Source organism: Rhodoluna sp., assembly GCF_049276775.1.
Taxonomy (GTDB): Bacteria; Actinomycetota; Actinomycetes; order Actinomycetales; family Microbacteriaceae; genus Rhodoluna.
Genome location: NZ_JBASXC010000078.1, coordinates 16,287 through 38,919, shown reverse-complemented (window position 1 = coordinate 38,919; position 22,633 = coordinate 16,287). Strand labels below are relative to the sequence as shown.

Here is a 22,633-nt window from a genome sequence, read left to right as displayed (position 1 = left end):
CCTGAAACGTTCATGACGTCGTCGACACGACCCAAAATCCAGACGTCGCCGTCCTCGTCGAGTTTGGCGCCATCGCCTGCGAAATAGCGGTCGGTGTATTGCGACCAGTACACCTCTTTATAGCGTTCGTTATCGCCCCAGATACCCCTGAGCATTGAAGGCCAGGGTTCGGTGATTGTTAGGTAGCCGCCGCCGTTTGTCACCTTCTTACCTGCGTCATCGATGATTTCCATCGTGATTCCCGGCAGAGTCCTCATAGCCGAGCCCGGCTTTGAGGAGGTGATTCCAGGAAGCGGGGAAATCATGATGGCACCGGTTTCGGTCTGCCACCAGGTGTCAACAATCGGCGCCTTATTGGAACCAATCACGTCGCGATACCAGATCCAGGCCTCGGGGTTGATCGGCTCTCCAACTGAGCCCAGAACTCGAATTGAACTCAGGTCGTACTTATCTGGAATCTCGCGACCTAACTTCATGAAGGTGCGGATGGCCGTTGGTGCTGTGTACAAGACGGTCACTTTGTACTTTTCAATGATCTTCCACCAGCGTCCCCAATCTGGGGTATCTGGGGTTCCTTCGTAGATAACCTGGCTAACACCGTTTGCTAGTGGTCCATAGACCACGTAGGTGTGGCCGGTAATCCAACCTACATCTGCCGTGCACCAGTAGATGTCAGTCTCTGGGTGAATGTCAAAAACGTTCTTGTGCGTGAAGGTCGCTTGGGTTAGGTAGCCACCAGAGGTGTGCAGGATCCCCTTTGGTTTTCCGGTTGTGCCCGAGGTATACAAGATAAACAGCGGGTGTTCTGCTCCAAAACTTTCCGCTTCGTGCTCGGTTGATGCGCTATCCACAACATCGGACCACCAGTGATCGAAACCTTCGCTCCAACCAACTTCGTTGCCGCCGCGCTTTAGAACCACAACTGAAGTGACACTCGGGCAGGCGCCATCGGCGATGGCGTCATCAACAGCAGGCTTCAGAGCCGAGACTTTACCTTTTCTGTATCCACCGTCTGCGGTGATGATTAGCTTGGCCTCGGCGTCGTTGATTCGACTGCGTAGTGATTCAGCTGAGAAGCCCCCGAATATCACTGAGTGAATTGCTCCTAGGCGAACGGTTGCGAGCATTGCAATAACTGCTTCTGGAACCATCGGCATGTAAATAGCAACCCGGTCACCAGAAACTAAGCCCAAGGAAGCAAACGCGTTTGCTGCTTTTTTGACTTCGGTTAGCAATTCTTGGTAAGTGTATGTGGTGGTGTCACCGTTTTCACCCTCGAAGTAAATTGCCACCTTGTCGCCGCGACCTGCTAGTACGTGCCGATCGAGGGCGTTGTAGCAAACGTTTAGCTCACCGTCCTCGAACCAGGTTGCGAAGGGAGCGTTGGAAAAGTCTAAAGTCTTCGTGAAGGGTTTGTGCCAGTGCAGCTCATTGGCCTGTTTTGCCCAAAAGGCCAGGCGATCATCGGAGGCTTGCTGGTACAGCTCTGGGCCCGCAATCGCCTGGGCCGTAAACTCTGGAGTCGGGGGAAATCTCCTAGTTTCGTGCATCAGATTTTCGATTCCAGTTTCTTCAGACATCTCCCGTCCTTTCTTGTTGTTACTTGGCAATAATGGCATAACCAGACGGGCCGTAATGTTCGCTTGTGCTTACAATAACTAAGTCAGGATTTATTTCTTGACTTGCGATAGTTAGATTCCCCCAATCTCTATCGTTAGGCGGCAGGTTTTCCCCAAAACCTGCCGCCCCCTTATTTTCTCCACAGGTTTGGCTACGGGCCCCAAATCGGGCCCAAATTGATTCAGTGTTGGCTTCGTGGAAACCCAAATACCCAAAGCCCTTCTTGAGCTAATTGATAATCCCAACACCACCGACATCTGCCTGAGCGCTCAGCTGGTGGCTGCGGATCTTGGATCTGGACTTAGCGCCTTAGACCAATTGAGCTTCAGCGAGGAAGAGGTTGCAACTCTTGCCAGACAACTAATTGAAGTTGGTGGCAGAAGACTGGATCAGGCCAACCCGTTTGCCGATGTGAGCTTGCCCGGGGGACTTAGAGTCCACGCCGTTTTGAAATCGGCCTGCAGCGATAAAACGTTAATCTCTATTCGACTGCACTCAACGAAGTCAACGCCTCTCGAGCAATTGCTTTCGGCAGATTTTGCAAACCCCGCACAAAAAGAGCTAATCCAAGAGATTGCCGCCTCGGGACAGAGCGTGCTGATTACCGGTGCCACCGGCACCGGCAAGACGACTCTGCTTAGATCGATGCTCGCGGTCTGCAGTGAGCGGGTCATTGCCGTCGAGGATGTGACTGAGCTCACGGGCCCAAACATAATTTGTTTACAAACAAAGCCCAAAAATATTGAGGGACAAGGTGAGATAACCCTCGATGATTTAGTTAGGCAAGCCCTTCGAATGCGGCCCGATCGAATCTGTATCGGTGAGGTAAGGGGCAGGGAACTTATTTCCATGCTGCAGGCCCTAAACACCGGACACCGTGGAGCCACCACCCTGCACGCAAACTCCCTTGAGCATGTCCCAGAGCGCTTGATCTCAATTGCTAGCTCCCAGGGCCTTGGCACTAGAGCCCTCTCGAGGTTGGTGCCTTCGGCTTTTGATTACGTAATTGCACTCGCCGCAAGCGGCGGCACAAGAAAAGTGTCCGGTATCGGAAGATTCTCGCTTCGTGAGAATGAACTTTGGGTGGATCCGATTTTGCGCATCCGGAAGTTGGCTCTGGCATGAGCGCGTATCTTGCAGTTCTCGAGCTAGCGGCCCTTCTTAGATCAGGTGCGACAACCAACAGTGCAATAAAAGTGTTTCAAGAACAAAGCTTGAGTGAGTTTCAAAAAAACCAGTTCAGGTTTATCTGGGAGGTGGCACGTGAATCCGGCGGCAACCTCGCGCTAAGTCTAGATCGACTGGCCGAAGTTTTTGATGCCCAGCAAAAGCAAAACTCTGAGCTCAAGCTCGCCTTCGCATCTCCTAGGGCGACCGCGAATCTAATTTTGCTCCTACCGCTTGTCGCTGTTTTGTTCGCAGAACTTCTTGGGCTATCGGCGCTTTCTTCTTCTTTTGAAACTTCTCTCGGGGCTTTGGCTGTTGGGGTGGGACTTGTGCTACTAATAATCGCAAGAGTCGTTTCTCTTCGGATGCTTGGAAAAGCTAAACCTCGAGAAGCTGATCCGGGTGCTTTTTTGGATGCGGTCGTGATAGGCCTATCGGCTGGGCTCTCACCGAAATCTGCTGCCGCATTGGCCATGAGGCAAGCAGTTGCAAACTTGAGCGAAGAAGTGTCCTCCGAGCAGCAAAGCGCTTTCTGGGGTGCAGTAGCCGTTTCCGAGCAGTCCGGTATCGCGCTCACCGGAATCTTGTCAGCTAGGGCCGATGCTCTCAGACACCGGCTCTGGAACAGGCGCCGCAACGATTTGGCCAGGCTTTCGATTTCCCTACTTTTGCCGCTCGGGTTAGCAGCCCTCCCGGCCTTCGTTTTCTTGGCGGTTGTCCCGGTTGGAATTGGGCTTATTCGAGGCGCATAAAGAAAGGTAAAAAATGAAGTGGAAAAGCGAAAAGGGAGCGGCAACCGCCGAATACGCAATTGCGACCATGGCGGCGGTTGGGTTTGCTGGCCTTTTGGTAGTGATCATGAGAAGCGACGAGGTCAAGGGAATCTTGTTTGATCTGATCCGATCGGCCCTGAGTCTTGGCGGCAGCTAAAAAAGAATCCGGTACCGTCACCGCCGAACTGGTACTGACCCTCCCAGCGGTATTGCTGGTGATTGCCTTTGTCGTGGGTGCCATGAGTATTCAGCTGCAGCGTATGCAACTGGTATCGGCGGCCTCCGAGATTGCTCGCGCGATTGCGCGAGAGGAGCCGATAGCTCTAGTTGAACAGCTGGTGAGTGAGCTCGGCGAGCAAATCGTGTTTGAATTTTTCGAAGAAGACGGTTTAGTTTGCGTGATTTTGAAGAGCGGTGTCGAGCTTTTAGATTTTGATGAGATGGGTTTGGATTTGATTGAGACGCAGTGCGCAAGAGCCCAAGGTCGATAAGACACGACGCCGGAGTCGGAACAATTTTGGCACTTGGCCTTTTAATTTTAGTTCTCGGAATATTTTCAGCTGGGAGTTTCTATTCCACGCATTTACTAGTAAATACAAGGCTTCAAGCTACGACAGAGACGATTGCACTGGCGGCAAGCGATGCACTTCGGGGCGTATCCTCGGGTTATCCGTGTATTGTGGCAAAAGATATCGCGATGAATATCCAGCTTGTTTTGGAACGATGTCGTATTGTCGGATTCGAGGTCTTTATCGAGACCAGCTTGGAACTAATGGGGGTTGTGCATGAAGCGCAAGCCCGAGCGGGACCAAGTTAGATAAAAACTCTAGGAGATAGATGCCAGGCACCAACAAGTTAGTGATAGTTGAGTCGCCAGCCAAGGCGAAGACCATCGCTAAGTATCTGGGTGATGACTACACGGTTATGGCCTCGATCGGGCATATCAGAGACCTCATCGAACCCAAGAACTTGCCTCCTGAGGAAAAGAAGAAAAAGGGCTCCCTGGCCAAGTTCTCAATCGACATCGAAAATGACTTTGAGCCTTACTACGCCATTTCAGCTGGCAAATCCAAGACCGTCTCGGAGCTGAAAAAAGCCCTCACTGAGGCCGACGAGCTTTACCTCGCAACTGATGAGGACCGCGAGGGAGAGGCTATCGCCTGGCACCTGCTTCAGGTGCTAAAGCCCAAGGTCCCGGTCAAGCGAATGGTGTTCCACGAAATCACCAAACAGGCCATCCAGGAAGCTCTAGAAAAAACCAGAGATGTTGACCAGAATCTGGTTCAAGCTCAGGAAACCAGAAGAGTGGTTGACCGTCTTTACGGTTACGAAGTTTCACCGGTTCTATGGCGCAAGATCAACCGCGGTCTTAGCGCGGGACGCGTGCAGTCGCCAGCAATGAGATTGGTTGTTGAGCGTGAGCGTGAGCGCATGGCTTTTGTCTCGGCTAGCTATTTTGACGTCAAAGCTCTTTTCACCACCAACGTTGGAAAAGAGCAAGACTTCGAAGCCAAGCTGCTCTCAATTGACGGAAAAAGAATTGCTTCAGGTGAATCGTTCAACGACAAAGGTGAAATAAAAGATGGTGTGCTGCTTCTTGATGAAGCAACAGCCGAACAACTCGCCTTATCGATGCGAAGCAACGACATAAAGGTGAAGGTTGAATCGGTTGAATCAAAGCCTTCAACCAGAAGACCGGCTGCTCCTTTTACCACCTCAACTCTTCAGCAGGAAGCGTCTAGAAAACTTCGCATGTCTGCAAAGCAGACCATGGACACTGCTCAGAGCCTCTACCAAGACGGACACATTACATATATGCGTACCGATTCACCGGTTCTATCCACCCAGGCCATCCAGGCCGCAAGAAACCTCGCGATTGAAATGTTTGGAAAAGATTCAGTTCCAGATGCCCCACGTGTTTACACCGGGAAAAATAAAAACGCTCAAGAGGCTCACGAGGCTATCCGCCCAGCTGGAGAAACTTTCTTGCACCCGAAGGATTTGCCGATGAGTATGTCGTCGCGTTCGAAAGATCTTTACGAGTTGATTTGGAAAAGAACAATGGCCTCTCAAATGAGTGACGCCAAGGTCTCAACCACCACGGCCAAGATTTCAGCGGGGCCCCTGGAAGGCAATAAAACCGCCGAATTCTCAGCCTCTGGAACGGTGGTGCTTTTCAAGGGATTCCTTGCCGCCTACGAGGAGGGTCAGGACGCTTCCCGTGAGCAAGAGGAAGATAACGATAAGGAATCCAAGCTTCCAAACATGACGGTTGGCCAGGAGCTATCAGTTGTTGAGGTTACGGCCAAAGACCACGCCACTTTGCCGCCGCCGAGATACACCGAGGCATCGCTGGTGAAGGCCCTGGAAGAAGACGGGATCGGAAGACCTTCGACCTACGCGGCCATTTTGTCTACCATCATCAACAAGGGATACGTCGTAAAGCGTGGCCAGGCACTGGTTCCGGAGTGGATTGCCTTCACCGTCACCAGGTTCTTGGAAGAGAACTTTGTGAAGCTTGTTGACTATGCCTTCACGGCTCAGATGGAAGAAAACCTCGACCAGATTGCAGCCGGTGAATTGAACCGGAGCGACTGGTTAAAGAAGTTTTACTTCGGAACCGATGACGAGGACGGTCTGCACGATACAGTTCAAAACGTTGGTGAGCACGACCCGAAGGCCGTGAACTCAATCTTCCTAGCCGAGAACATCACACTTCGAACTGGCAAGTACGGCCCTTACATCGAGACCATGGTTGAACCAGGTAGCGAAGGTGCCGATGAGAACGGGCGCCGCATTGTTAACATCCCAGAAGGCCTTGCCCCAGATGAGCTAACCGTTGAAAAGGCTCAGGAGCTAATCGATGCGCCAATTATCACTGACCGCGTTTTGGGCCAAGACCCAGAGACCGGATACGACATCTTGTTCAAGGACGGAAGATTCGGCCCCTACGTATTGCTGGAGGATCCAAACGCTGAGAAGCCCAAGACAGCCTCGCTGTTTAAGTCAATGTCTCCAGATACTTTTGATTTTGAACAGGCCGTCATGCTGCTATCTCTTCCTCGAACAATTGGAATTGATCCAGAGACCGAGAACCCGATCACAGCTCAAAATGGAAAGTTTGGCCCTTACTTGAAGAAGGGCACCGACTCGAGATCTTTGACAACCGAAGACCAGATTTTCTCGCTGACCCTTGAGGAAGCTGTCGAGATCTATAAGCAGCCAAAGTATGGAGGGCGAAGAACAGCCGCCACCCCGCTTCGTGAGTTCGGGGAAGACCCGGCCAGCGGTTTGGCCGTAGTTGCCAAGACTGGTCAGTTCGGTGACTACGTCACCGACGGAGCCATCAACGCCACCATCCCCAAGGATGAGAAGCTCGATGAGCTAAGCCCCGACCAGGCATTTGAACTTTTGGCCATTAGGCGTGAGAAACTTGGACTTGAGCCAGGACAGGCTGCTCCCAAGGCGGGACGAGCTTCAAAGAAGGTAGCAGCTCCTAAAAAGACTGTGAAGGCTGGCGCTACAAGAAAGAAGAAGTAACTTTGGCCATTAGCGGCGGACTCTTTATCTCCTTTGAGGGAATTGATGGGGTTGGCAAGTCAACCCAGGCTGACCTAATGGAAAAATACCTAACGGGTAAAGGGCTTAGCGTGGTTCGAACCATTGAGCCGGGCGGAACTGAGCTTGGCACCGAGATCAGACATCTTTTATTGCACCGCAAGGGTGAGGTTTCGGCTCGATCCGAGGCGCTTCTATATGCAGCCGATAGAGCCCATCACGCCTCGAGCAAAATTGCTCCAGCCCTGAAAGCTGGCCAGGTTGTTATCACCGATAGATTCCTAGACTCATCGGTTGCCTACCAGGGTGCTGGTCGTGAACTTGATCTGACCGAGGTGAGAAATCTTTCGCTGTGGGCGGTCAATAATCTACTACCCGACCTAACCGTACTTTTAGATCTCGACGCCGAGCTTGCATCGAAGCGTCGCGGTCAAACCGGTGAAGAACCAGATCGGCTAGAGCGAGAAAAGATTGAATTTTTTGAGGCTGCCAGAAACTCTTACCTTGAGCTTGCCAAAAATGAACCAAAGAGATTTTTTGTCGTGGATGCCAATCAGGCACCGGAGCAAATATGGAGCAAAATTCAATCAAGACTCGATGAGGTCTTGGAGAGCAAGGGGCTGTGAACACGGTCCTAGATTTCGAGCCGATTTGGTCTGAGCTTTTGGGTCAGCCCGAGGCTATCTCGCAGCTTCGTCAAGCGGTTTCAAATAAGGATGCGGGACTGCAGCACGCCTGGCTACTAACCGGCCCTCCAGGATCTGGAAGATCAAATGCCGCAGCCGCATTTGCGGCTGCGCTCCTTTGTGGAGATGCAGGTTGCGGGCAGTGCAAGAGCTGTCGGATGGTTATGTCCGGTAGTCATCCGGACGTTTCAGTTTTGGCAACCGAAAAGGTAATTATCTCAATTGAAGAAGTCAGGCAGTTGGTTACTTCTTCGCACTTTGGTGGATCGGTTGGAAAACATCAGATCATGATTATCGAAGATGCTGACCGGATGAGCGAGCGGTCCTCAAACGTTTTACTGAAGGCACTGGAAGAACCACCGGCTGGAACAGTCTGGTTGCTTTGTGCTCCTAGTGAGGCAGACATGCTGCCAACCATTCGCTCCAGAGTAAGAAGGGTTGCCCTAAAGCAGCCCTCTACTCAGACCGTCGCTGATTTGCTGGTTGCTCGGGACGGGATTGAACGCTCGCTCGCAATGCAGGTTGCAGCTGAAGCGCAGGGACACATCGGCATGGCTCTTCGTTTGGCTACCAGCTCGGATGCGAGGGCTAGGCGCAAAGAGACGCTCTTGAGCTCAATGCAGATCGATTCAATTCCCAAAGCTATGGCAACGGCCGAGCGCTGGCTCGAGCTTGCCAAGAAAGATGCCGAGGCAATAACCATAGAGCGCGATGGTCAAGAGCGAGCTGACCTGCTCGCAACTTTGGGAATCCCCGAGGGGGGGACTGTTCCACCGGGGCTACGTTCAGACATCAAAGCACTCGAGGAAGCACAAAAGCGTAGGGCGACCAGGAGCCTTCGAGATGGCATCGACCGAATCCTGGTGGATCTAATGTCTCTCTATAGAGATGTCCTAACTCTTCAGTTGGGTGCGGGGGCGGAGCTTGTCAATCAAGATTTAAAAAATCAAATGCAGGAGCTCGCGTCATCGACCACCTCAACCAACACCATCTCAAAGCTGGAGGCTATGGCTTTGGCCAGGGTTCGAATTGGCGCAAATGTAAGAGATTTGATGGTGTTGGAATCGCTGGCAATTCAACTCAGAAGGAAACCATGAATTACCGGTTTGGCCTGATATCCGTCTTAGCCGTTTCGGCCCTGGTGTTGTCAGGATGCGCGGCGGCATCCGACTCCGGGGCCCCTGAGCCAATTACACCGGTTGCTAGCCCGGCCCCGGCTGGTTTCGAAAGTTTTTATAACCAGAGTGTGGAATTTGAATCTTGCGGAGAGCAGTTATTTTGTGCCGACATTCAAGTGCCGCTGAACTGGGACGATGGGAACAGTGAACCAATAACCATCGCAACTGTTTATCGCGCAGCGGACAAGAAGAATAACTCGGGGTTTATTCTTTTCAACCCCGGGGGACCGGGGTCGTCAGGATATGACTGGGTTAAGGAATCAAGTCAGTTTTTGGGCACCAAAAAACTCCGAGAGAATTTTAATCTGCTGGGATTTGACCCCAGGGGAGTTGGAAGAAGCTCAGCTGTTAAGTGCCTAACCGATAGCGAGTATGACGAGTTTTTGTACGGAGTTACAGGCTTTGAACTCGGTAGCGATGAGGATATTGCAGCCGCCAGAAGTGCAATCAAAGACTTTAGTAGCAAGTGCCTCGAGAACACCGGGGAACTACTTGGCCACGTTGACACTGTTTCAGCCGCCAAGGACATGGACATAATTCGCGCAGTGCTCGGAGAGGAAAAGCTGAGCTTCCTTGGCTACTCCTACGGCTCTTTTCTAGGAACCACCTTCGCAACACTATTTCCAGATCGGGTGGGCCGATTTGTCTTGGATGGTGCTATCGACCCGACCGTTTCAGACGAGCAGCAGACTCTGATTCAAATCGAAGCCTTCGAAGCGAGCCTTCGAGCGTTCCTGGAAGAGTGCGAGCAGTTTAAGGATTGCCCGTTCACTGGATCGGTCGAAGACAACCTAGAAACTATAGGCAAGTTCTTTACTTCTTTAGAGACCACTGCTTTACCAACAGAGTCTGGTCGGGACCTAACGATCTGGGCTGCGGTCACCGGCCTGATTATGCCCCTTTATTCTGAGAGCTTCTGGCCGTATCTTGCAACCGCTTTTGATAAGGCGCTAAATGATGGCCAGGGAGATATGTTCCTGATTTTGGCTGATCAGTACAACGACCGAAACGAAGACGGAAAATACGGTACGAATTTGATTGCTGCCAACTATGCAATCAACTGTCTAGATGCACGCTCCAGCACAAACATCTTCAGTATGAAACGGCAAAACGCAGCTTTGCTTGAGGCGGCGCCGACTCTTGGTCGCTACTGGCAATACGGTGCATTGCGTTGTGAAAATTGGCCATTTGATGTCAAGCAGTCTCCTGTTTCATACAGCGCCGAAGGCGCACCAACAATCTTGGTAATTGGAACTACCGGAGATCCGGCAACCCCTTACCCTCAGGCTCAGGCTCTAGCGGGGAGTATTTTGAGCGATGCATTCTTGTTGACCTATAACGGCGAGGGCCACACCATCTACGGACAGCAGGTGACCTGCGTTGACAACCCGGTTGATAATTTCTTTCTAACCGGTGAGTTACCCGAGAGCGACCCCAACTGCTAGTTGTTTTTCAATCATGAACTTAAAAGATAAACCCCGCCGTAGGGCGGGGTTTATCTTTTCTGTCAATCTAAAACAGAAGAGCAATTCCTAAGAATACATAAATTGCGACAAAAATTGTTGGAGTGACATAGCGAATTACATCGAGCCAGTTTGAGAACTTTAGAAGCTGTGCTGAGAGTTTTGACTTAGTCTTTAGGCTTCTAATTTCTGCCAATAGAGCCCTTGCTTCAGTCGCAGCTGAATACTGAGCTAAATACCCAAAGATTCCAGAAGCTAGCAAGATTCCAAGGGTTGCGAGCCTTATTTCCAGTGTTGTGTTGGCAAGTCCGTCATTTAGCAGTGCAATTGTGACAATCAGTAGAAATGTGGGGGCGAGCTGGGAAAAAATCACCTGGTTGCGCAATTTGTTCCAAAGCTGAATCAGATTTAGCTCGTTCATGGTCTAACTCCGTTTCTTGGGTCCTAACTTCTAGGCTACCTATCTGCTCGCCATAGGTCGGCGATAAACTTTAGGGAAATTAGGCGATTGGCCACCTTAGCTCAGTTGGTAGAGCAGCTCCCTCGTAAAGAGCAGGTCAGGAGTTCGATTCTCCTAGGTGGCTCCGATTACCTTTGTCAGTTGAAGTCTGGTGTTGGTGAGCAGCCGCAGCACGAGCATGCGCTGTACAAAGTGGCCTTTCGGGTGATTCCGGGAAGATGAGCTATTAGCAACTCGGATCTGGAAACAGGCTTTCTTGAGGTCTTGGCTATCTGTATTCGATCAAAGCGCGCTTGAGTATTTGTCACGCTGATTTTTAAGTTCCTGTATGTGACACTCTGGCCCTTTTTGACTAATGCAGGATCAAAAGATCCACAGTAGGAATTGGGATATTTTTTTCCATCTGGAAAGAGGTAATACGCCCATTTGGTAAAAGCTGGATCGTTTCCACAATCGTTTGGACTGTGATCGTCGATTTCTCCTGTTGCAACATCAATTAGATAAACAAACACGCCCTTACTGCTCGTCTTCCACTTCTCTGTGTATCCGGTTGGCCTTCTGGATTCAACGACAAGCGCTTTTGTGTCCGAAAGCTTGACAACCGCAACCTTTTTCTTACCTCCATAAATTTCCAGAGGCGTCAGATTTACCTGAAAATTGGTACCCGGAGCCGTTGCGTCCACACAGAAAACCTGACTGTCGTTCAGCCATCCAATCAAAAAGCTTTCCCATCCAGTCATTGCGGCTGAAAAAGCGCCCCCCATTCCGGGGTTTGGATATTGATTTTGCCCTACGCCTGTGGCCCAACCATTTCCTGGTGCATGAAGATTTAGCCCCTGCTCATGAAGAAGCTCATGAACCCAATAAGCCCATGTGTACTTGCGCTTAGTTTTGTACTTAAGGCCATTTCGCCCACCGGAATTTTCGTAGTGGTACTGACTTGGAGCCCAAATCAAACCTGGACGTTGTTCGTTTGGGAGAAAACTCTGCTCATTACTTCCTACCCTGAGCCCAAAGTCGTGCTTTTTGCCTCCGTCAATTCCCGGAGCCCAGTAAATAAATGTGCCATCCACATTAGAGAAATCCACATCCTTAGGGAATCTCTCAAGAATCATCGCTGCGAGAAGCTTGTCATCCGAAGGAGCTTCCGAAGAATTTATTGGTAGCTCAATCCAATTTTCAATAATTTGGAACTCGTAGGTGAACTTGCCTTGAGACCAAAACTTGCTCCAGTCTCGAATCTTTTTTGTTTGGGGGCCAAGAAACTTCCTGGGTGAGTCGACAAACTTCTTTGTGTCCTTAAAAGTGACCATGACGGCGATTAGGTTCGCACTACCTCGGACAGGAAATCGACCGCTATCAAATGGGAAGCCAACGGCGGCGCGAGCAGTTTGACCATTAACAACAGTTCCTCTGGGTAATCCCCTCAGAAATTCTGGTTGCCCATCCGTCAACTTGCAGACTTCGGCACCAGTTTCCGCAGCAAGTGATGCGTTAGGGTGCACTCCGAAGGTGATTACGAGTGACAAGGCCGATGCGAGTACAAGAAGTTTTTTCATTAAATTCCCTTGGGCATCATAATAATCCCAAGAGTGGGGACTTGGAAGCGTATGGCTAATTTTGGATGTTGACAAAATTTCTTTTGGGGCGGCCCTGTACCCATGAGAAGCAATTCATGGGCCCAAAGTCGGGTCGATTTGCAGATCTGGATGAGCAAACGTTTGGTGCCCTCAAGGCTCAAAGCTCAAGGGTCCAAGGTAGAAAATCTAATTCTCCTAGGTGGCTCCCTACTGGGTGGGCATCTAGGCCAAACGCCCCCACTTCGTTGACCGCCGGCTATTGTTATGATGATTCGAACCAACCACCGTCGGCCTGTTCGCTGGAGGTGGATTAACCAAGCGGAAGGTCGAAGATGACACCGAACCCCTGGACAAAGCACTATCCAAGTGAGGTCAGCCCAGAGCTAGCCAAAGTCCCATTTGCCAACATGGCTGAACTGATAGAGGTGGCGGTGGGTCAGTACTCCAAAACCAAAGCCTTTACCCAAGTAATGGCAAATGGCATGAACGGTTCTCTAACTTACGCACAGATTGACTCTCACTCAGACAACTTCGCAGCCTACCTTCGAGAGATAGTTGGTTTGAAGCAAGGTGACCGCGTTGCCGTTCAAATGCCAAACTGCTTGGCCTACCCGATTGTTGCATTTGGAGTTTTCAAGGCAGGACTTGTGCTTGTCAACACCAACCCTCTTTACACCGCGCCAGAAATGATTCACCAGTTTTCTGACTCCGGAGCAGTCGCTCTCATAGTCAGCGACATGTTTGCAGACCGCTTGCCAGAGGTGCTGCCAAAGACCAAGATCAAGACCGTGGTGACTGTCAAGATTTCGGAGTTTTTCCCTGCAGTAGTGCACGGAGTTATTCGGGTCACCCAGCGCTACTGGAGCAGGACCCTTCCAAAAATTAAGGTTCCACACACTTGGTTCCAAGACGCACTTGCTCAGGGTAAAAAAGCTCGAAACGATTCGGCGGCAGCGTCTTACCTCAAAGGTGTCACCTCAGACACCGTTGCCGCACTCCAGTACACCGGTGGAACAACGGGTGTTTCAAAGGGAGCAATGTTGTCCCACGGCAACCTGGTGACCAATACACTTCAGATGATTTCTCATGCGGGAACCGGGATGAGAGCCGGAAAAGAAATTGTTTTGACCGCTCTACCGATGTATCACATCTTCGCCTTCACAATTAACCTGGTGGCTTTTTTCCACATTGGAGCAAGAAACATTCTCATTCCTACTCCACGTCCGCCCAGCAACCTTCGTCGAGCCTTTGATAACTACAAAATCACTTGGCTTACGGGCGTGAACACCCTGTTCAATGCCCTTTTGAACGAGCGCTGGTTCCAAGACTCCCCGCCAAAGCACCTTCGCGCATCAGCAGCTGGAGGAATGGCCTTACAGGCATCGGTTGCTGAGCGCTGGCGTGAAATGACCGGCACTCCAATTGTTGAGGGCTACGGTTTGACTGAGTCTTCTCCTGTAATCACCTTCAACCCTCTTACGGGCCTAGCAAAAGACGGGTCTATCGGCATCCCTGTTCCCTCAACAGAGGTCAAGTGTGTGGATGCCAAAGGTAAGGAAGTAAAGGTAGGGGAACCCGGAGAGATTATCGCCCGTGGACCTCAGATCATGCTCGGTTACTGGCAGCGTCCAGAAGAGACCGCAGCAGCCATGAAAGATGGATGGTTCTATACCGGTGACGTCGCTCAGATGGATGCCGACGGGTACTTCACAATCGTTGATCGGAAGAAGGACATGATTTTGGTCAGCGGATTCAACGTTTACCCGAATGAAGTCGAAGAACAGATTGCTGCAGTACCTGGAGTTCTCGAGGTCGGCGTCATTGGAGTTCCCGATGAGAAGTCCGGAGAGAAAGTCCAGGCCTACGTTGTTGCATCAGTTCCGGCGCCAACCGCCGAGCAAATCATTGCACACTGCCGCGAGAACCTGGCGGCATACAAAATACCTCACGGCATCATGTTTGTCGATGAGCTACCAAAGAGCCCAATCGGAAAGATACTTCGTCGCGAGCTTCGTGCCGGTGCTGTCTCGTCTGGATCCAAGGCTGGCTCAAACAAGAAGGGTGCATAACCATGAATTCAATTATGATTCTCGCCGAGGAAGTAGCCAATCAAGCTACCGTCGTAAACGAGTTTGAGCAAACGCTGCTTCGAATCTTCATTCTGATCATCATGTTCGGACTGGGGGCTGGATTGACCCCTAAGGACTTTGGTTTGGCACTTCGCAGACCTTGGGGACTGATCATTGGTTGGGTGACGCAGTTTGGAATAATGCCGCTCACCGCCTTCCTGCTTGTCACATTTGTTTTGTTCCAGTTCGATCCACCACCGGGCGTTGCCTTTATTGCCTTGGGTGCACTCATTATGGGCAGCGTTCCTGCAGGAACGACATCGAACCTGTTCACCTACTTCTCAAAGGGAAACCTGGCTTTGAGCGTGACAATGACTGTCAACTCCACCCTCTGGGCTTTCGTCATGACTCCACTAGTGCTGGTTTTCTACTCTCGCCTAGTGGGACTTGATTCATCACTAGATGTTCCCATCGGAGAGCTTGTGACCGTTATCTTCGGATTAATTGTTCCGGTGGGCCTTGGTATGTTGGTGCGTCGCCTAAGCTCCAATGCGGGTTCAGTGCTTGAGCTAATCGGCGGAGTCTTTGGACTGCTATTTATTCCGTTCCTTATCGCGATTTGGGTGCCTAGAAACTGGCAGCTCCTTCTTACAACTGAGTGGCCAACCTACGTCGTCGCAATCGGTTTGGGAGCTGTCGGAATGACGGTGGCCTATTGGGCCGCCAAGGCTATACGACTTCACCCGATGAACGTTCGTACCGTTTCTTTGGAAACCGGTATTCAGAACGGCCCCTTGGCTATTGCGGTTATCGTTGCCGTTTACATCGACAACCCGGGACTGGATGAGATCCTTCTGATCCCAGCGCTCTACTCGTTGTTTATCGTGATTCTTTCCACCATTGTTACCCTCTGGTTCAGAAGGGCAAACGTGGCGGAGGAGCAGAAGATTCCGAACCTGCTCTAGAGATTAAAAAGATAATGGCCGGCGGATTAACCGCCGGCCATTTCTTATTTCTTGTTTAGAACTGGATACCTCTTGTTAGAGCTCCGTCGATCACAAGGTTTGATCCGCTGATTCTTGAGGCAACAGCACTGGAGACAAAAACGACTCCAGCGGCGATTTCCTCAGCGGTTCCCATTCGTCCGGTTGGGTTTAGGCCCATCGCAAACTTGAATAGGTCGGGGTTTCCGCCCTCGATTGACTGCCAAACTCCACCTGGGAAGTAAGTGTTTCCGGGTGACACGGTGTTTGAGCGAATCCCCTTCTCAGCAAGTGAGAGGGCAAGCCCTGCCATGTATCCGATGATTGCTGTCTTGAAGGTTCCGTATGGACCCGAGGCAAAGTCTGCCTCGCGACCGGAAACGCTCGAGATTGCAAGCAGGGACTTTATCTTGCTTTTTTCCAGGTGAGGAATTACTGCCTTGCACAGGTTCACGGTTCCCATCATGTCAACGCGATAGGAAGTGTCCCAGTTCTCGTCCTCGTCGGGAATTGCCAAAGCGCTGACGTTGGCAACCGCCATGTCAATGCCACCGAATTCCTTGGCTGTTTCATCTACCCAGGCACGAAGTGCCTTGGCGTCTCCAACATCAAGGGCAGTTCCCTTTGCCTTGACGCCCTTGGCAGTCAGGGACTTTTCGGTCTCTGCTACCTCGTCGGCGTTTCTAGCGCAGAACGCAACGTTGGTACCTTCGTTGGCAAACTCTTCAACAATTGCGCGGCCGATACCTTTGGTGCCACCGGTGACAATTGCTACTTTGCCTTTGATTCCTAGATCCATTGATTACTCCTATTTTTTATTATGCGTTGGCATTACTTGCCGAGCGGAATGGTGTACCTAGCGGAAGCACCTGCTTGCCCCACATCTCGTTAAGCAGAACGGCAAACGCCATGTACATTGCTAGTCCACCGGTCAAGATACCTTCGTATCCACCGAATGTGACCAGGGCTGCGTTTCCAGTCAGGTTTCCGATTGCAAGTGATCCAAGAAGCACCACTGTCAGCATCAGGATGATGGTTAGAACCCTTGGCGCAACCATGGACGCGAACACCAAGAAGATGGTGAAAATCATCCAGATGATTAGGTAGAAACCAATTGCTGCACTAGAGACGGTCCACCACTCGATAAATGCACCCAGGTTGATGAGTCCGAACGATAGCCAAAGGAATGAATAACCACCAAAGGCTACAACTCCGAATGTGTCACCCAGCTTGAAGAGCATTGAAGCAACAAGCGTCTGAGCGGCACCTCCGAAGAATAGAGCCATGGCGATAATCATCCCGTCAAACGGAATGATTCCGCTGTTTGCAAGACTCAGCAAAACAGTTGTCATTCCATATCCAAGCAATCCCAGTACTGCGGGGTTAGCTGTTTTTTCCATTTGTTTGGACCTCCTTGTCCAAGAGAGAAGAAAAGCTTTTGCTTTCCTCTTGTTTCGCCGCTTACTTGACCGATTTGGCCAGTTCGCGGAGTCTTTCGTGGATGCCTTCGTAGGCACTGCTCTTCGGCATGAGCTTCTTTGGAATCTTGGTGACAACCGAGTAGTTGGTGTCTACCGCGTTCGCGATTGGGGAAAGTGATGTTTGGGTCACCAGCTGGTAGGCATCCATGTAGTGGATTCCCAGTAGCTCACTTAGCCAGCGAACCATTTCAACTTGACCGATTCTCCAGGCATCCTCCATAGGTCTGGAAGATCCGACCACCATCCAGTAGTCATCGTTTTCAAGCCTTGGCCAAAGCGGAGCATTGCCCTTAATGAGCTCGACCATGATGACGGAGTCCATGGCCCCTTCCACTGCGGTACCGCAGGATTCACCCTCGCCCTGGCGGTAGTGGCCATCTCCGATTGACAAAAGTGCGCCCTCAACGTTTACCCCGAGGTAAACAGTTGTCCCAACCTTCATCTCCGGGGTGTCCATGTTTCCGCCGAAGCGCTCGGGTACCAGGCTGGTTCGAACTTCTCCAGCCGGGGGAGCAACTCCAACTGTTCCGAGCATGGTTTCGATAGGAAGTGCAATCTCCATATCTCCAAAGCGAGCCTGGAAGCCAACTTGGTTTCTGGCGGTGTCAACGTGGTAGATCCAGGTTGCTTCCGGAAGAGCCTCGTGTAACATCGCAGTTCGATCGGTAGCGGAAAGACCTCCAAAGAATGGAATTGTTGATGAAACTCCAAAGCTTCGAGCCGGAGTCAGGTCAACGATGTGAAGGACCAGAGTGTCACCGGGTTCGGCACCCTCAACATAGAAAGGTCCGGTCTGTGGGTTTACATATCTAATGTCGATTTTTTGACTAGGCATGTCATCCACCGTGGTAAGAGCAAAGTTGAAGGCATCTTCGGACCAGAGCCTCATGAGGGTTCCGGGTTTGATGGTCATCACCGGCTTAGCACCACCGAAGGTGTATGTGTAGTCAGAACGTTCTGGCTTGAAGCTGATTTCTTCCATTTGGGTTACCTTCCTGTTGACGATGCACTGATTGGACCAAGTTCGTGAAGTTGCGTGACGTGACTAGGGCTGAGCTCCGAGAGGTCTGAGACCCCGAGTAGCTGCATGGTCCTTTTGATTTCTCCGGTCAAGATTTCTAGGGCTCGAACAACTCCCGCATGGCCGCCGGCCATTAGGCCGTATAGGTAGGCGCGGCCAATCATGGTTGATTTTGCGCCCATTGCCACTGCCGCTACTACGTCAGCACCGGACATGATGCCGGTGTCAATCATCAGCTCGATGTCTTTGCCAACCTCTTTATGAACCTTAGGGAGAAGGTGGAAAGGGATCGGGGCACGGTCTAGCTGACGCCCACCGTGGTTGGACAAAACAATTCCGTCCACACCCAATTTGGTCAGGGCCACCGCGTCCTCAATGGACTGAACCCCCTTGATGACAAGCTTCCCGGGCCACTCGTTTCGTATCCACTTGAGATCTTCAAAGGTCACGGTTGGGTCAAACATCTTGTCGATTAGCTCACCGACTGTTCCTCCCCAGTTGTTTAGGGAAGCAAATTCCAGTGGTGGGGTTGTTATGAAGTTAAACCACCACTCCGGTCTTGGAATCGCGTTGGTTATTGTTTTTATGGTTAGAGCCGGTGGGATGGACATTCCATTTCTTTTGTCGCGAAGCCTCGCTCCGGCGACCGGAACATCCACAGTCACAAATAAGGTGTCGTAGCCGGTTGTGCGCGCCCTGCGAATAAGTTCCATGGACTGATCTCTGTCGGTCCAAAGATATAGCTGGAACCAGCGCCTGCCAAGCGGTTCAACCGCTGCGACCTGCTCGATGGATGCCGTTCCCATTGTGGAAAGAGTAAAGGGGATTCCAAATTCTGCTGCAGCTTGTGCTCCGGCTAGTTCACCCTCGGTGTGCATCATGCGGGTGAATCCAGTCGGCGCAATGCTGAGCGGAAATGCACTTGGGCCACCTAAGACCTGACTCGAAGTGTCTACCTTAGAGACATTTCTGAGGATGTTCGGGTGAAACTCGATGTTTTCAAATGCCCTGCGAGCTCTTGATATGGAGAGCTCTTGCTCGGCGGCACCGTCGGTGTAGTCGAAAGGTGCTTGCGGAGTTCGACGCTTTGCGATGTCTCGAAGATCGTTAATTGTTAGGGCTCTATCTAACCGCCTCTTCTTAGCGTTTGGCTCGAAGCGCTTAAAGCGCATTAGAGGAGCCAGGTCTTTAGGTCGAGGGAATCTTCTTTGAATCACATCGATCTCCAAATCTATAGAGTTATCCGTTATCCTACATTATTGAGGCACTTGCGCAAGGGGCAAAATTTAGCCAGGGCGATGGGCTGGATAGAGTTAAGAGCGTTGAGATAGATCAGGGAAGGGGGCTTTCGTGGCGGCAAAAAAAGTACCAACAAAAATTCAAAATGCTTCCAGCCGGTCCTCGACAGGCGATGTCTATGAGGGGCTTCGTCGGCAAATTCTCGAACACTCCATTCCGCCGTCCACCAAAATCAACATCGAGCAAATCTCCAAAGAGCTTGGCGTCTCGGCTACTCCGGTTAGAGAAGCCCTGAGGCTTTTACAGGGCGACAACCTATTGGTTGCTACCTCAAATAAGGGGTATGCAACGACACCTGTTTTGGACGCGCAGGGAGTGCGTGATTTGTTTGAGCTTCGATTGCTGATTGAGCCCTGGGCCGCAAGGACCGCCGCATCAAACCGGCTTCAGAATCCAGCCAAAGAACTGGATCGAGAAATTAAAGCTTTTGACTCAACCTCTGACTCAATTCAGCACGCCATGATTGGGCACGACAGTAAATTCCACAGGGCCATCTTGCTCTCAACGGAAAACCAAACCGTTATTCAGGCCTTTGAGCAATCGCACTGTCACCTACATCTATTCAGAATGTTTCGAGAGGACTGGGACTGGAAATCTAGCCTGGCCCAGCACAAACGTATCGCCAAGGCAATTGCTAATGCAGATCCAGCCGGAGCCGAAGAGGCGATGAGAGCCCATTTGAATTCTGCCTACCTTGGATTTATTGAGGGGATGCCCAAGCTCAATGAGACTCGCTCCATTTCTAAAGTGCCAACCAGCAAGCTAATTCAGAAGTAGCCATTTAGTTATTTCCCCCTCGTTTTATGTGTTTGACTCTTTATTAGAGGAGATTTTTTAAGTGTCGTCGAGGAAAAACAACGCCCTGCAGGAGTATTTATCCCGCCGGTTTAGAAAGCTACTCTCCGGGGACCCAAAAGGTGTGCCCCCATGGCTCGGCGTGGTGGCCGAGGGGGAAGAGCCCGGTTACTTTGTTCCCTCTGATGCCCCATGGGTGGTCCACGCTGATTTTGGAACCTTGGTTGGTGGGATAAGGGCTCTTCTGATGCAGGCTCTTCACCCGGGGTCTTTGACCGGAGTAAAGAATCACTCGAGGTATGAATCCGATGCGCTTGGTCGCTTGGCCGGAACAATCAGATGGCTTACGGTGACAACTTTTGGCTCTAAGACTGCGGTGGCCAATGAGGCATCCCGAGTGAACAGATTGCACGATCACGTTAAGGGTGAATACACCAAGGGCACCGGTGAAAAGGTTCCCTACAAAGCTGCGGATAAAGACTTACTGCTTTGGGTTCACATTGCATTTATGGAATCGTTTCTGGTTTCTCATCAGATGTATTCCTCTAGAGAAATCCCAAAGGGATTAGCCGAAACCGGAGCAGATAATTACATCGCGCAGTGGAGCATTTCGGTTGCGCCTCTAGGCTTAGAAAAGTGCCCGATGAATTCCATTGAGTTAGATAGTGAAATTTCTGCTCTGTTTAGCGCCGGCCTTTTAGTTTCAACTCCGGATACTGAAAAGGTGGTGGAGTTTATTAAGAATCCACCACTTCCAGCGATTTCCAAGCCCATCTACGGATTACTTTTTGACGCGGCGGTTGTTTCCCTTAGGCCTGAGTTTCGAACTCTACTTGGACTAAGGGCAAAGCCCCGTTGGTTTATTCAGCCATTGACTCGCTCCATCCTCAGGCTGATGCGCATCGCGATTGGGCCGGAGTCACCTATTGAAGATGCTTCGATCGCAAGGCTCAAAAAGATTGGCGTTTTAGCCTAAATAGCTACTGGGAAAGAAAGTATTACCCCTTTTGGTAATTGATCTCAGGAGTATGCTTTTATTTGAAATGCCAAAACTATCCAGGCTGTCTGCAACGCAGCTAATTGCAGCAGCCTTTACAGCTCTGATTCTTCTGGGGACCTTCTTACTCATGTTGCCAGCCGCATCCAAGGCTGGAACAATCACAAACTTCTTCGATGCTCTTTTCACTTCTACCTCGGCCGTAACGGTTACGGGACTAACCACACTCGATTCGGAAACCCACTGGTCAACAACCGGCCACGTGATTTTGGCTCTTTTGATTCAAATTGGTGGATTTGGAATCATCGGCTTTGCGACCCTGGTCGGCTACTTGATCGAAGGTCGGGTATCGCTGAAGAACCGAATCTCGGCCACCTCGGAATCCTCGGCAACCAAGCAGTCGGATATCAAGACCCTTCTAAAGAACATTGCGAAGCTGATGTTGTTTTTCCAGCTTGTGCTATTCCTATTTTTGACCGTTCGATTCTTTTCAGAGTATGGGTACTCGTTTGAGAAAGCGTTGGCGCACGGTGGATTCCACGCAATCTCGGCATTTAATCAAGCGGGTTTTTCCCTCTACACAGACAGCCTTATGGGCTTTGCCAATGACGGCTGGATTATCGCTCCCGTTTTCTTGATTTCAACCCTTGCTGGCTTTGGTTTCCCAGTTATGGCCGAGATCCGTGACCGACTAAAGCTCAGGGTTTTCAAACTGTTAAGGCGAAAGGTGGATTACACGATGCCCGCGCAGTGGTCACTGAACTCGAGGATTATTTTGTGGGCGAGCTTATTTCTGTTAATAGTTGGTGCTGTCGGAATCGCAATCTCAGAATGGAATAACCCGGGGACTCTGGGAGTACTCGATCCAGCTCAAAAAGTCATGGCGAGTATCTTCACATCTTCAATGCCAAGATCTACCGGGCTTAACCTAATTGAGACCGGCGCGATGTATGCCAGCACCTGGCTGGGAATAGATATCTTGATGTTTATCGGGGGAGCAAGTGCATCCACCGCCGGTGGTATCAAGATCGGTACTGCAGTTGTACTTCTCTACATCGTTTACACCGAGATTCGCGGTGACGCTGCGGTGAATGTCGGAAACCGTCGATTGCCAAGATCGATGCAGCGTCAGGCTCTGACCATCGTGACCCTTTACATCTTCGTGGTGATTGGAGCTATTTTCTTGCTTCGCATCACAACAAATTTCTCGCTAGATGAATTGATTTTTGAAGTTATTTCGGCAGCTGGAACCGTGGGGCTCTCGACAGGAATCACGCCGGATCTTCCCGAACACGCTAAATTCTTGTTATCACTCCTTATGCTTTTTGGCCGACTCGGACCGATTGTTGTCGCCACCTCCTTGGCACTTCGAAAGACCAAGCGTCACTACGAGTTCCCTAAGGAAAGGCCCCTAATTGGCTAATCTGCTGGAGCTAGAAAACTATAGATTCCACCTCGTTATTGTTAGAAGTGATTACTTCGCCTCACCTGATTGGAGATAGG

General features: G+C 50.9%; 21 protein-coding genes and 1 tRNA gene. 15 read left to right on the top strand and 7 right to left on the bottom strand.

What is annotated here, in order from left to right:
• The coding region (gene acs / locus WAO31_RS05260; protein ID WP_509591113.1) for an acetate--CoA ligase at nucleotides 1-1,580 on the bottom strand (1,580 nt) is incomplete at its 3' end.
• A gap of 235 nt (nucleotides 1,581-1,815) precedes the next feature.
• Between acs and WAO31_RS05255 the strand changes: the two genes are divergently transcribed.
• The 9 genes from WAO31_RS05255 (at nucleotide 1,816) to WAO31_RS05215 (ending at nucleotide 10,427) form a co-directional block, all read left to right on the top strand.
• Nucleotides 1,816-2,745, top strand: coding sequence for an ATPase, T2SS/T4P/T4SS family (locus WAO31_RS05255; RefSeq protein ID WP_509591111.1), 930 nt, complete (start codon nucleotides 1,816-1,818; stop codon nucleotides 2,743-2,745).
• On the top strand, nucleotides 2,742-3,539 hold the full coding sequence (locus WAO31_RS05250; RefSeq protein WP_509591110.1) for a type II secretion system F family protein: 798 nt from the start codon (nucleotides 2,742-2,744) through the stop codon (nucleotides 3,537-3,539). Before WAO31_RS05255 ends, WAO31_RS05250 begins: the two co-directional genes overlap by 4 nt.
• A gap of 13 nt (nucleotides 3,540-3,552) precedes the next feature.
• Nucleotides 3,553-3,717 (top strand): DUF4244 domain-containing protein, encoded by a 165-nt coding sequence (locus tag WAO31_RS05245; RefSeq protein ID WP_509591108.1) that lies wholly within the window; start codon nucleotides 3,553-3,555, stop codon nucleotides 3,715-3,717.
• Nucleotides 3,704-4,051 (top strand): TadE/TadG family type IV pilus assembly protein, encoded by a 348-nt coding sequence (locus WAO31_RS05240; RefSeq protein WP_509591106.1) that lies wholly within the window; start codon nucleotides 3,704-3,706, stop codon nucleotides 4,049-4,051. Before WAO31_RS05245 ends, WAO31_RS05240 begins: the two co-directional genes overlap by 14 nt.
• A gap of 188 nt (nucleotides 4,052-4,239) precedes the next feature.
• The gene (locus WAO31_RS05235) at nucleotides 4,240-4,377 is read left to right on the top strand and encodes a hypothetical protein (protein ID WP_509591104.1); all 138 of its coding nucleotides are present in this window, start codon (nucleotides 4,240-4,242) and stop codon (nucleotides 4,375-4,377) included.
• A gap of 20 nt (nucleotides 4,378-4,397) precedes the next feature.
• A complete protein-coding gene (topA, locus tag WAO31_RS05230) occupies nucleotides 4,398-7,100 on the top strand; it encodes a type I DNA topoisomerase (protein ID WP_509591102.1) in 2,703 nt (900 codons plus the stop codon).
• 8 nt (nucleotides 7,101-7,108) lie between these two features.
• The gene (tmk, locus tag WAO31_RS05225) at nucleotides 7,109-7,744 is read left to right on the top strand and encodes a dTMP kinase (protein ID WP_509591115.1); all 636 of its coding nucleotides are present in this window, start codon (nucleotides 7,109-7,111) and stop codon (nucleotides 7,742-7,744) included.
• Entirely contained in the window at nucleotides 7,741-8,901 is a 1,161-nt protein-coding gene (locus WAO31_RS05220; protein ID WP_509591100.1) for a DNA polymerase III subunit delta', read from the top strand. Before tmk ends, WAO31_RS05220 begins: the two co-directional genes overlap by 4 nt.
• Entirely contained in the window at nucleotides 8,898-10,427 is a 1,530-nt protein-coding gene (locus WAO31_RS05215; protein WP_509591097.1) for an alpha/beta hydrolase, read from the top strand. The genes WAO31_RS05220 and WAO31_RS05215 overlap by 4 nt, the downstream gene beginning before the upstream one ends.
• Nucleotides 10,428-10,494: 67 nt before the next feature.
• On the opposite strand, the gene WAO31_RS05210 is transcribed toward WAO31_RS05215, so the two are convergent.
• Nucleotides 10,495-10,866, bottom strand: coding sequence for a hypothetical protein (locus WAO31_RS05210; protein WP_509591095.1), 372 nt, complete (start codon nucleotides 10,864-10,866; stop codon nucleotides 10,495-10,497).
• Nucleotides 10,867-10,956: 90 nt separating this feature from the next.
• Here WAO31_RS05210 and WAO31_RS05205 point away from each other — a divergent pair.
• A tRNA-Thr gene (locus WAO31_RS05205) sits at nucleotides 10,957-11,029 on the top strand.
• A 13-nt stretch (nucleotides 11,030-11,042) separates the two neighbouring features.
• On the opposite strand, the gene WAO31_RS05200 is transcribed toward WAO31_RS05205, so the two are convergent.
• Complete coding sequence (locus WAO31_RS05200) at nucleotides 11,043-12,464, bottom strand: hypothetical protein (RefSeq protein ID WP_509591092.1); 1,422 nt, start codon at nucleotides 12,462-12,464, stop codon at nucleotides 11,043-11,045.
• Between the two features lie 428 nt (nucleotides 12,465-12,892).
• Between WAO31_RS05200 and WAO31_RS05195 the strand changes: the two genes are divergently transcribed.
• Nucleotides 12,893-14,554 carry an AMP-binding protein gene (locus tag WAO31_RS05195; RefSeq protein WP_509591090.1) on the top strand — a complete coding sequence of 554 codons (1,662 nt, stop codon included), beginning with the start codon at nucleotides 12,893-12,895 and terminating at the stop codon, nucleotides 14,552-14,554.
• 2 nt (nucleotides 14,555-14,556) lie between these two features.
• Complete coding sequence (locus WAO31_RS05190; RefSeq protein WP_509591088.1) at nucleotides 14,557-15,519, top strand: bile acid:sodium symporter family protein; 963 nt, start codon at nucleotides 14,557-14,559, stop codon at nucleotides 15,517-15,519.
• A 55-nt stretch (nucleotides 15,520-15,574) separates the two neighbouring features.
• Here WAO31_RS05190 and WAO31_RS05185 read toward each other — a convergent pair whose 3' ends face one another.
• The 4 genes from WAO31_RS05185 to WAO31_RS05170 form a co-directional block, all read right to left on the bottom strand.
• Entirely contained in the window at nucleotides 15,575-16,336 is a 762-nt protein-coding gene (locus WAO31_RS05185; protein WP_509591085.1) for an SDR family NAD(P)-dependent oxidoreductase, read from the bottom strand.
• 19 nt (nucleotides 16,337-16,355) lie between these two features.
• On the bottom strand, nucleotides 16,356-16,937 hold the full coding sequence (locus WAO31_RS05180; protein WP_509591083.1) for an acetate uptake transporter: 582 nt from the start codon (nucleotides 16,935-16,937) through the stop codon (nucleotides 16,356-16,358).
• Between the two features lie 61 nt (nucleotides 16,938-16,998).
• Complete coding sequence (locus WAO31_RS05175) at nucleotides 16,999-18,000, bottom strand: acetamidase/formamidase family protein (RefSeq protein ID WP_509591080.1); 1,002 nt, start codon at nucleotides 17,998-18,000, stop codon at nucleotides 16,999-17,001.
• A gap of 5 nt (nucleotides 18,001-18,005) precedes the next feature.
• The gene (locus WAO31_RS05170; protein WP_509591078.1) at nucleotides 18,006-19,256 is read right to left on the bottom strand and encodes an alpha-hydroxy acid oxidase; all 1,251 of its coding nucleotides are present in this window, start codon (nucleotides 19,254-19,256) and stop codon (nucleotides 18,006-18,008) included.
• 133 nt (nucleotides 19,257-19,389) lie between these two features.
• On the opposite strand from WAO31_RS05170, the gene WAO31_RS05165 reads away from it, so the two are divergent.
• The 3 genes from WAO31_RS05165 (at nucleotide 19,390) to WAO31_RS05155 (ending at nucleotide 22,553) form a co-directional block, all read left to right on the top strand.
• On the top strand, nucleotides 19,390-20,115 hold the full coding sequence (locus WAO31_RS05165) for a GntR family transcriptional regulator (protein WP_509591076.1): 726 nt from the start codon (nucleotides 19,390-19,392) through the stop codon (nucleotides 20,113-20,115).
• Nucleotides 20,116-20,176: 61 nt separating this feature from the next.
• Nucleotides 20,177-21,109 carry an oxygenase MpaB family protein gene (locus tag WAO31_RS05160; protein ID WP_509591074.1) on the top strand — a complete coding sequence of 311 codons (933 nt, stop codon included), beginning with the start codon at nucleotides 20,177-20,179 and terminating at the stop codon, nucleotides 21,107-21,109.
• 67 nt (nucleotides 21,110-21,176) lie between these two features.
• The gene (locus WAO31_RS05155; RefSeq protein WP_509591071.1) at nucleotides 21,177-22,553 is read left to right on the top strand and encodes a TrkH family potassium uptake protein; all 1,377 of its coding nucleotides are present in this window, start codon (nucleotides 21,177-21,179) and stop codon (nucleotides 22,551-22,553) included.
• Nucleotides 22,554-22,633 lie beyond the last annotated feature (80 nt).

What these genes read in the sequence shown, in the direction of transcription:
- WAO31_RS05185 (WP_509591085.1), bottom strand. Translation starts at nt 16,336, where the DNA reads ATGGATCTAGGAATCAAAGGCAAAGTAGCAATTGTCACCGGTGGCACC.
- WAO31_RS05215 (WP_509591097.1), top strand. Translation starts at nt 8,898, where the DNA reads ATGAATTACCGGTTTGGCCTGATATCCGTCTTAGCCGTTTCGGCCCTG.
- WAO31_RS05200 (WP_509591092.1), bottom strand. Translation starts at nt 12,464, where the DNA reads ATGAAAAAACTTCTTGTACTCGCATCGGCCTTGTCACTCGTAATCACC.
- WAO31_RS05175 (WP_509591080.1), bottom strand. Translation starts at nt 18,000, where the DNA reads ATGGAAGAAATCAGCTTCAAGCCAGAACGTTCTGACTACACATACACC.
- WAO31_RS05245 (WP_509591108.1), top strand. Translation starts at nt 3,553, where the DNA reads ATGAAGTGGAAAAGCGAAAAGGGAGCGGCAACCGCCGAATACGCAATT.
- WAO31_RS05190 (WP_509591088.1), top strand. Translation starts at nt 14,557, where the DNA reads ATGAATTCAATTATGATTCTCGCCGAGGAAGTAGCCAATCAAGCTACC.
- WAO31_RS05155 (WP_509591071.1), top strand. Translation starts at nt 21,177, where the DNA reads ATGCCAAAACTATCCAGGCTGTCTGCAACGCAGCTAATTGCAGCAGCC.
- WAO31_RS05180 (WP_509591083.1), bottom strand. Translation starts at nt 16,937, where the DNA reads ATGGAAAAAACAGCTAACCCCGCAGTACTGGGATTGCTTGGATATGGA.
- WAO31_RS05195 (WP_509591090.1), top strand. Translation starts at nt 12,893, where the DNA reads ATGGCTGAACTGATAGAGGTGGCGGTGGGTCAGTACTCCAAAACCAAA.
- WAO31_RS05250 (WP_509591110.1), top strand. Translation starts at nt 2,742, where the DNA reads ATGAGCGCGTATCTTGCAGTTCTCGAGCTAGCGGCCCTTCTTAGATCA.
- WAO31_RS05210 (WP_509591095.1), bottom strand. Translation starts at nt 10,866, where the DNA reads ATGAACGAGCTAAATCTGATTCAGCTTTGGAACAAATTGCGCAACCAG.
- topA (WP_509591102.1), top strand. Translation starts at nt 4,398, where the DNA reads ATGCCAGGCACCAACAAGTTAGTGATAGTTGAGTCGCCAGCCAAGGCG.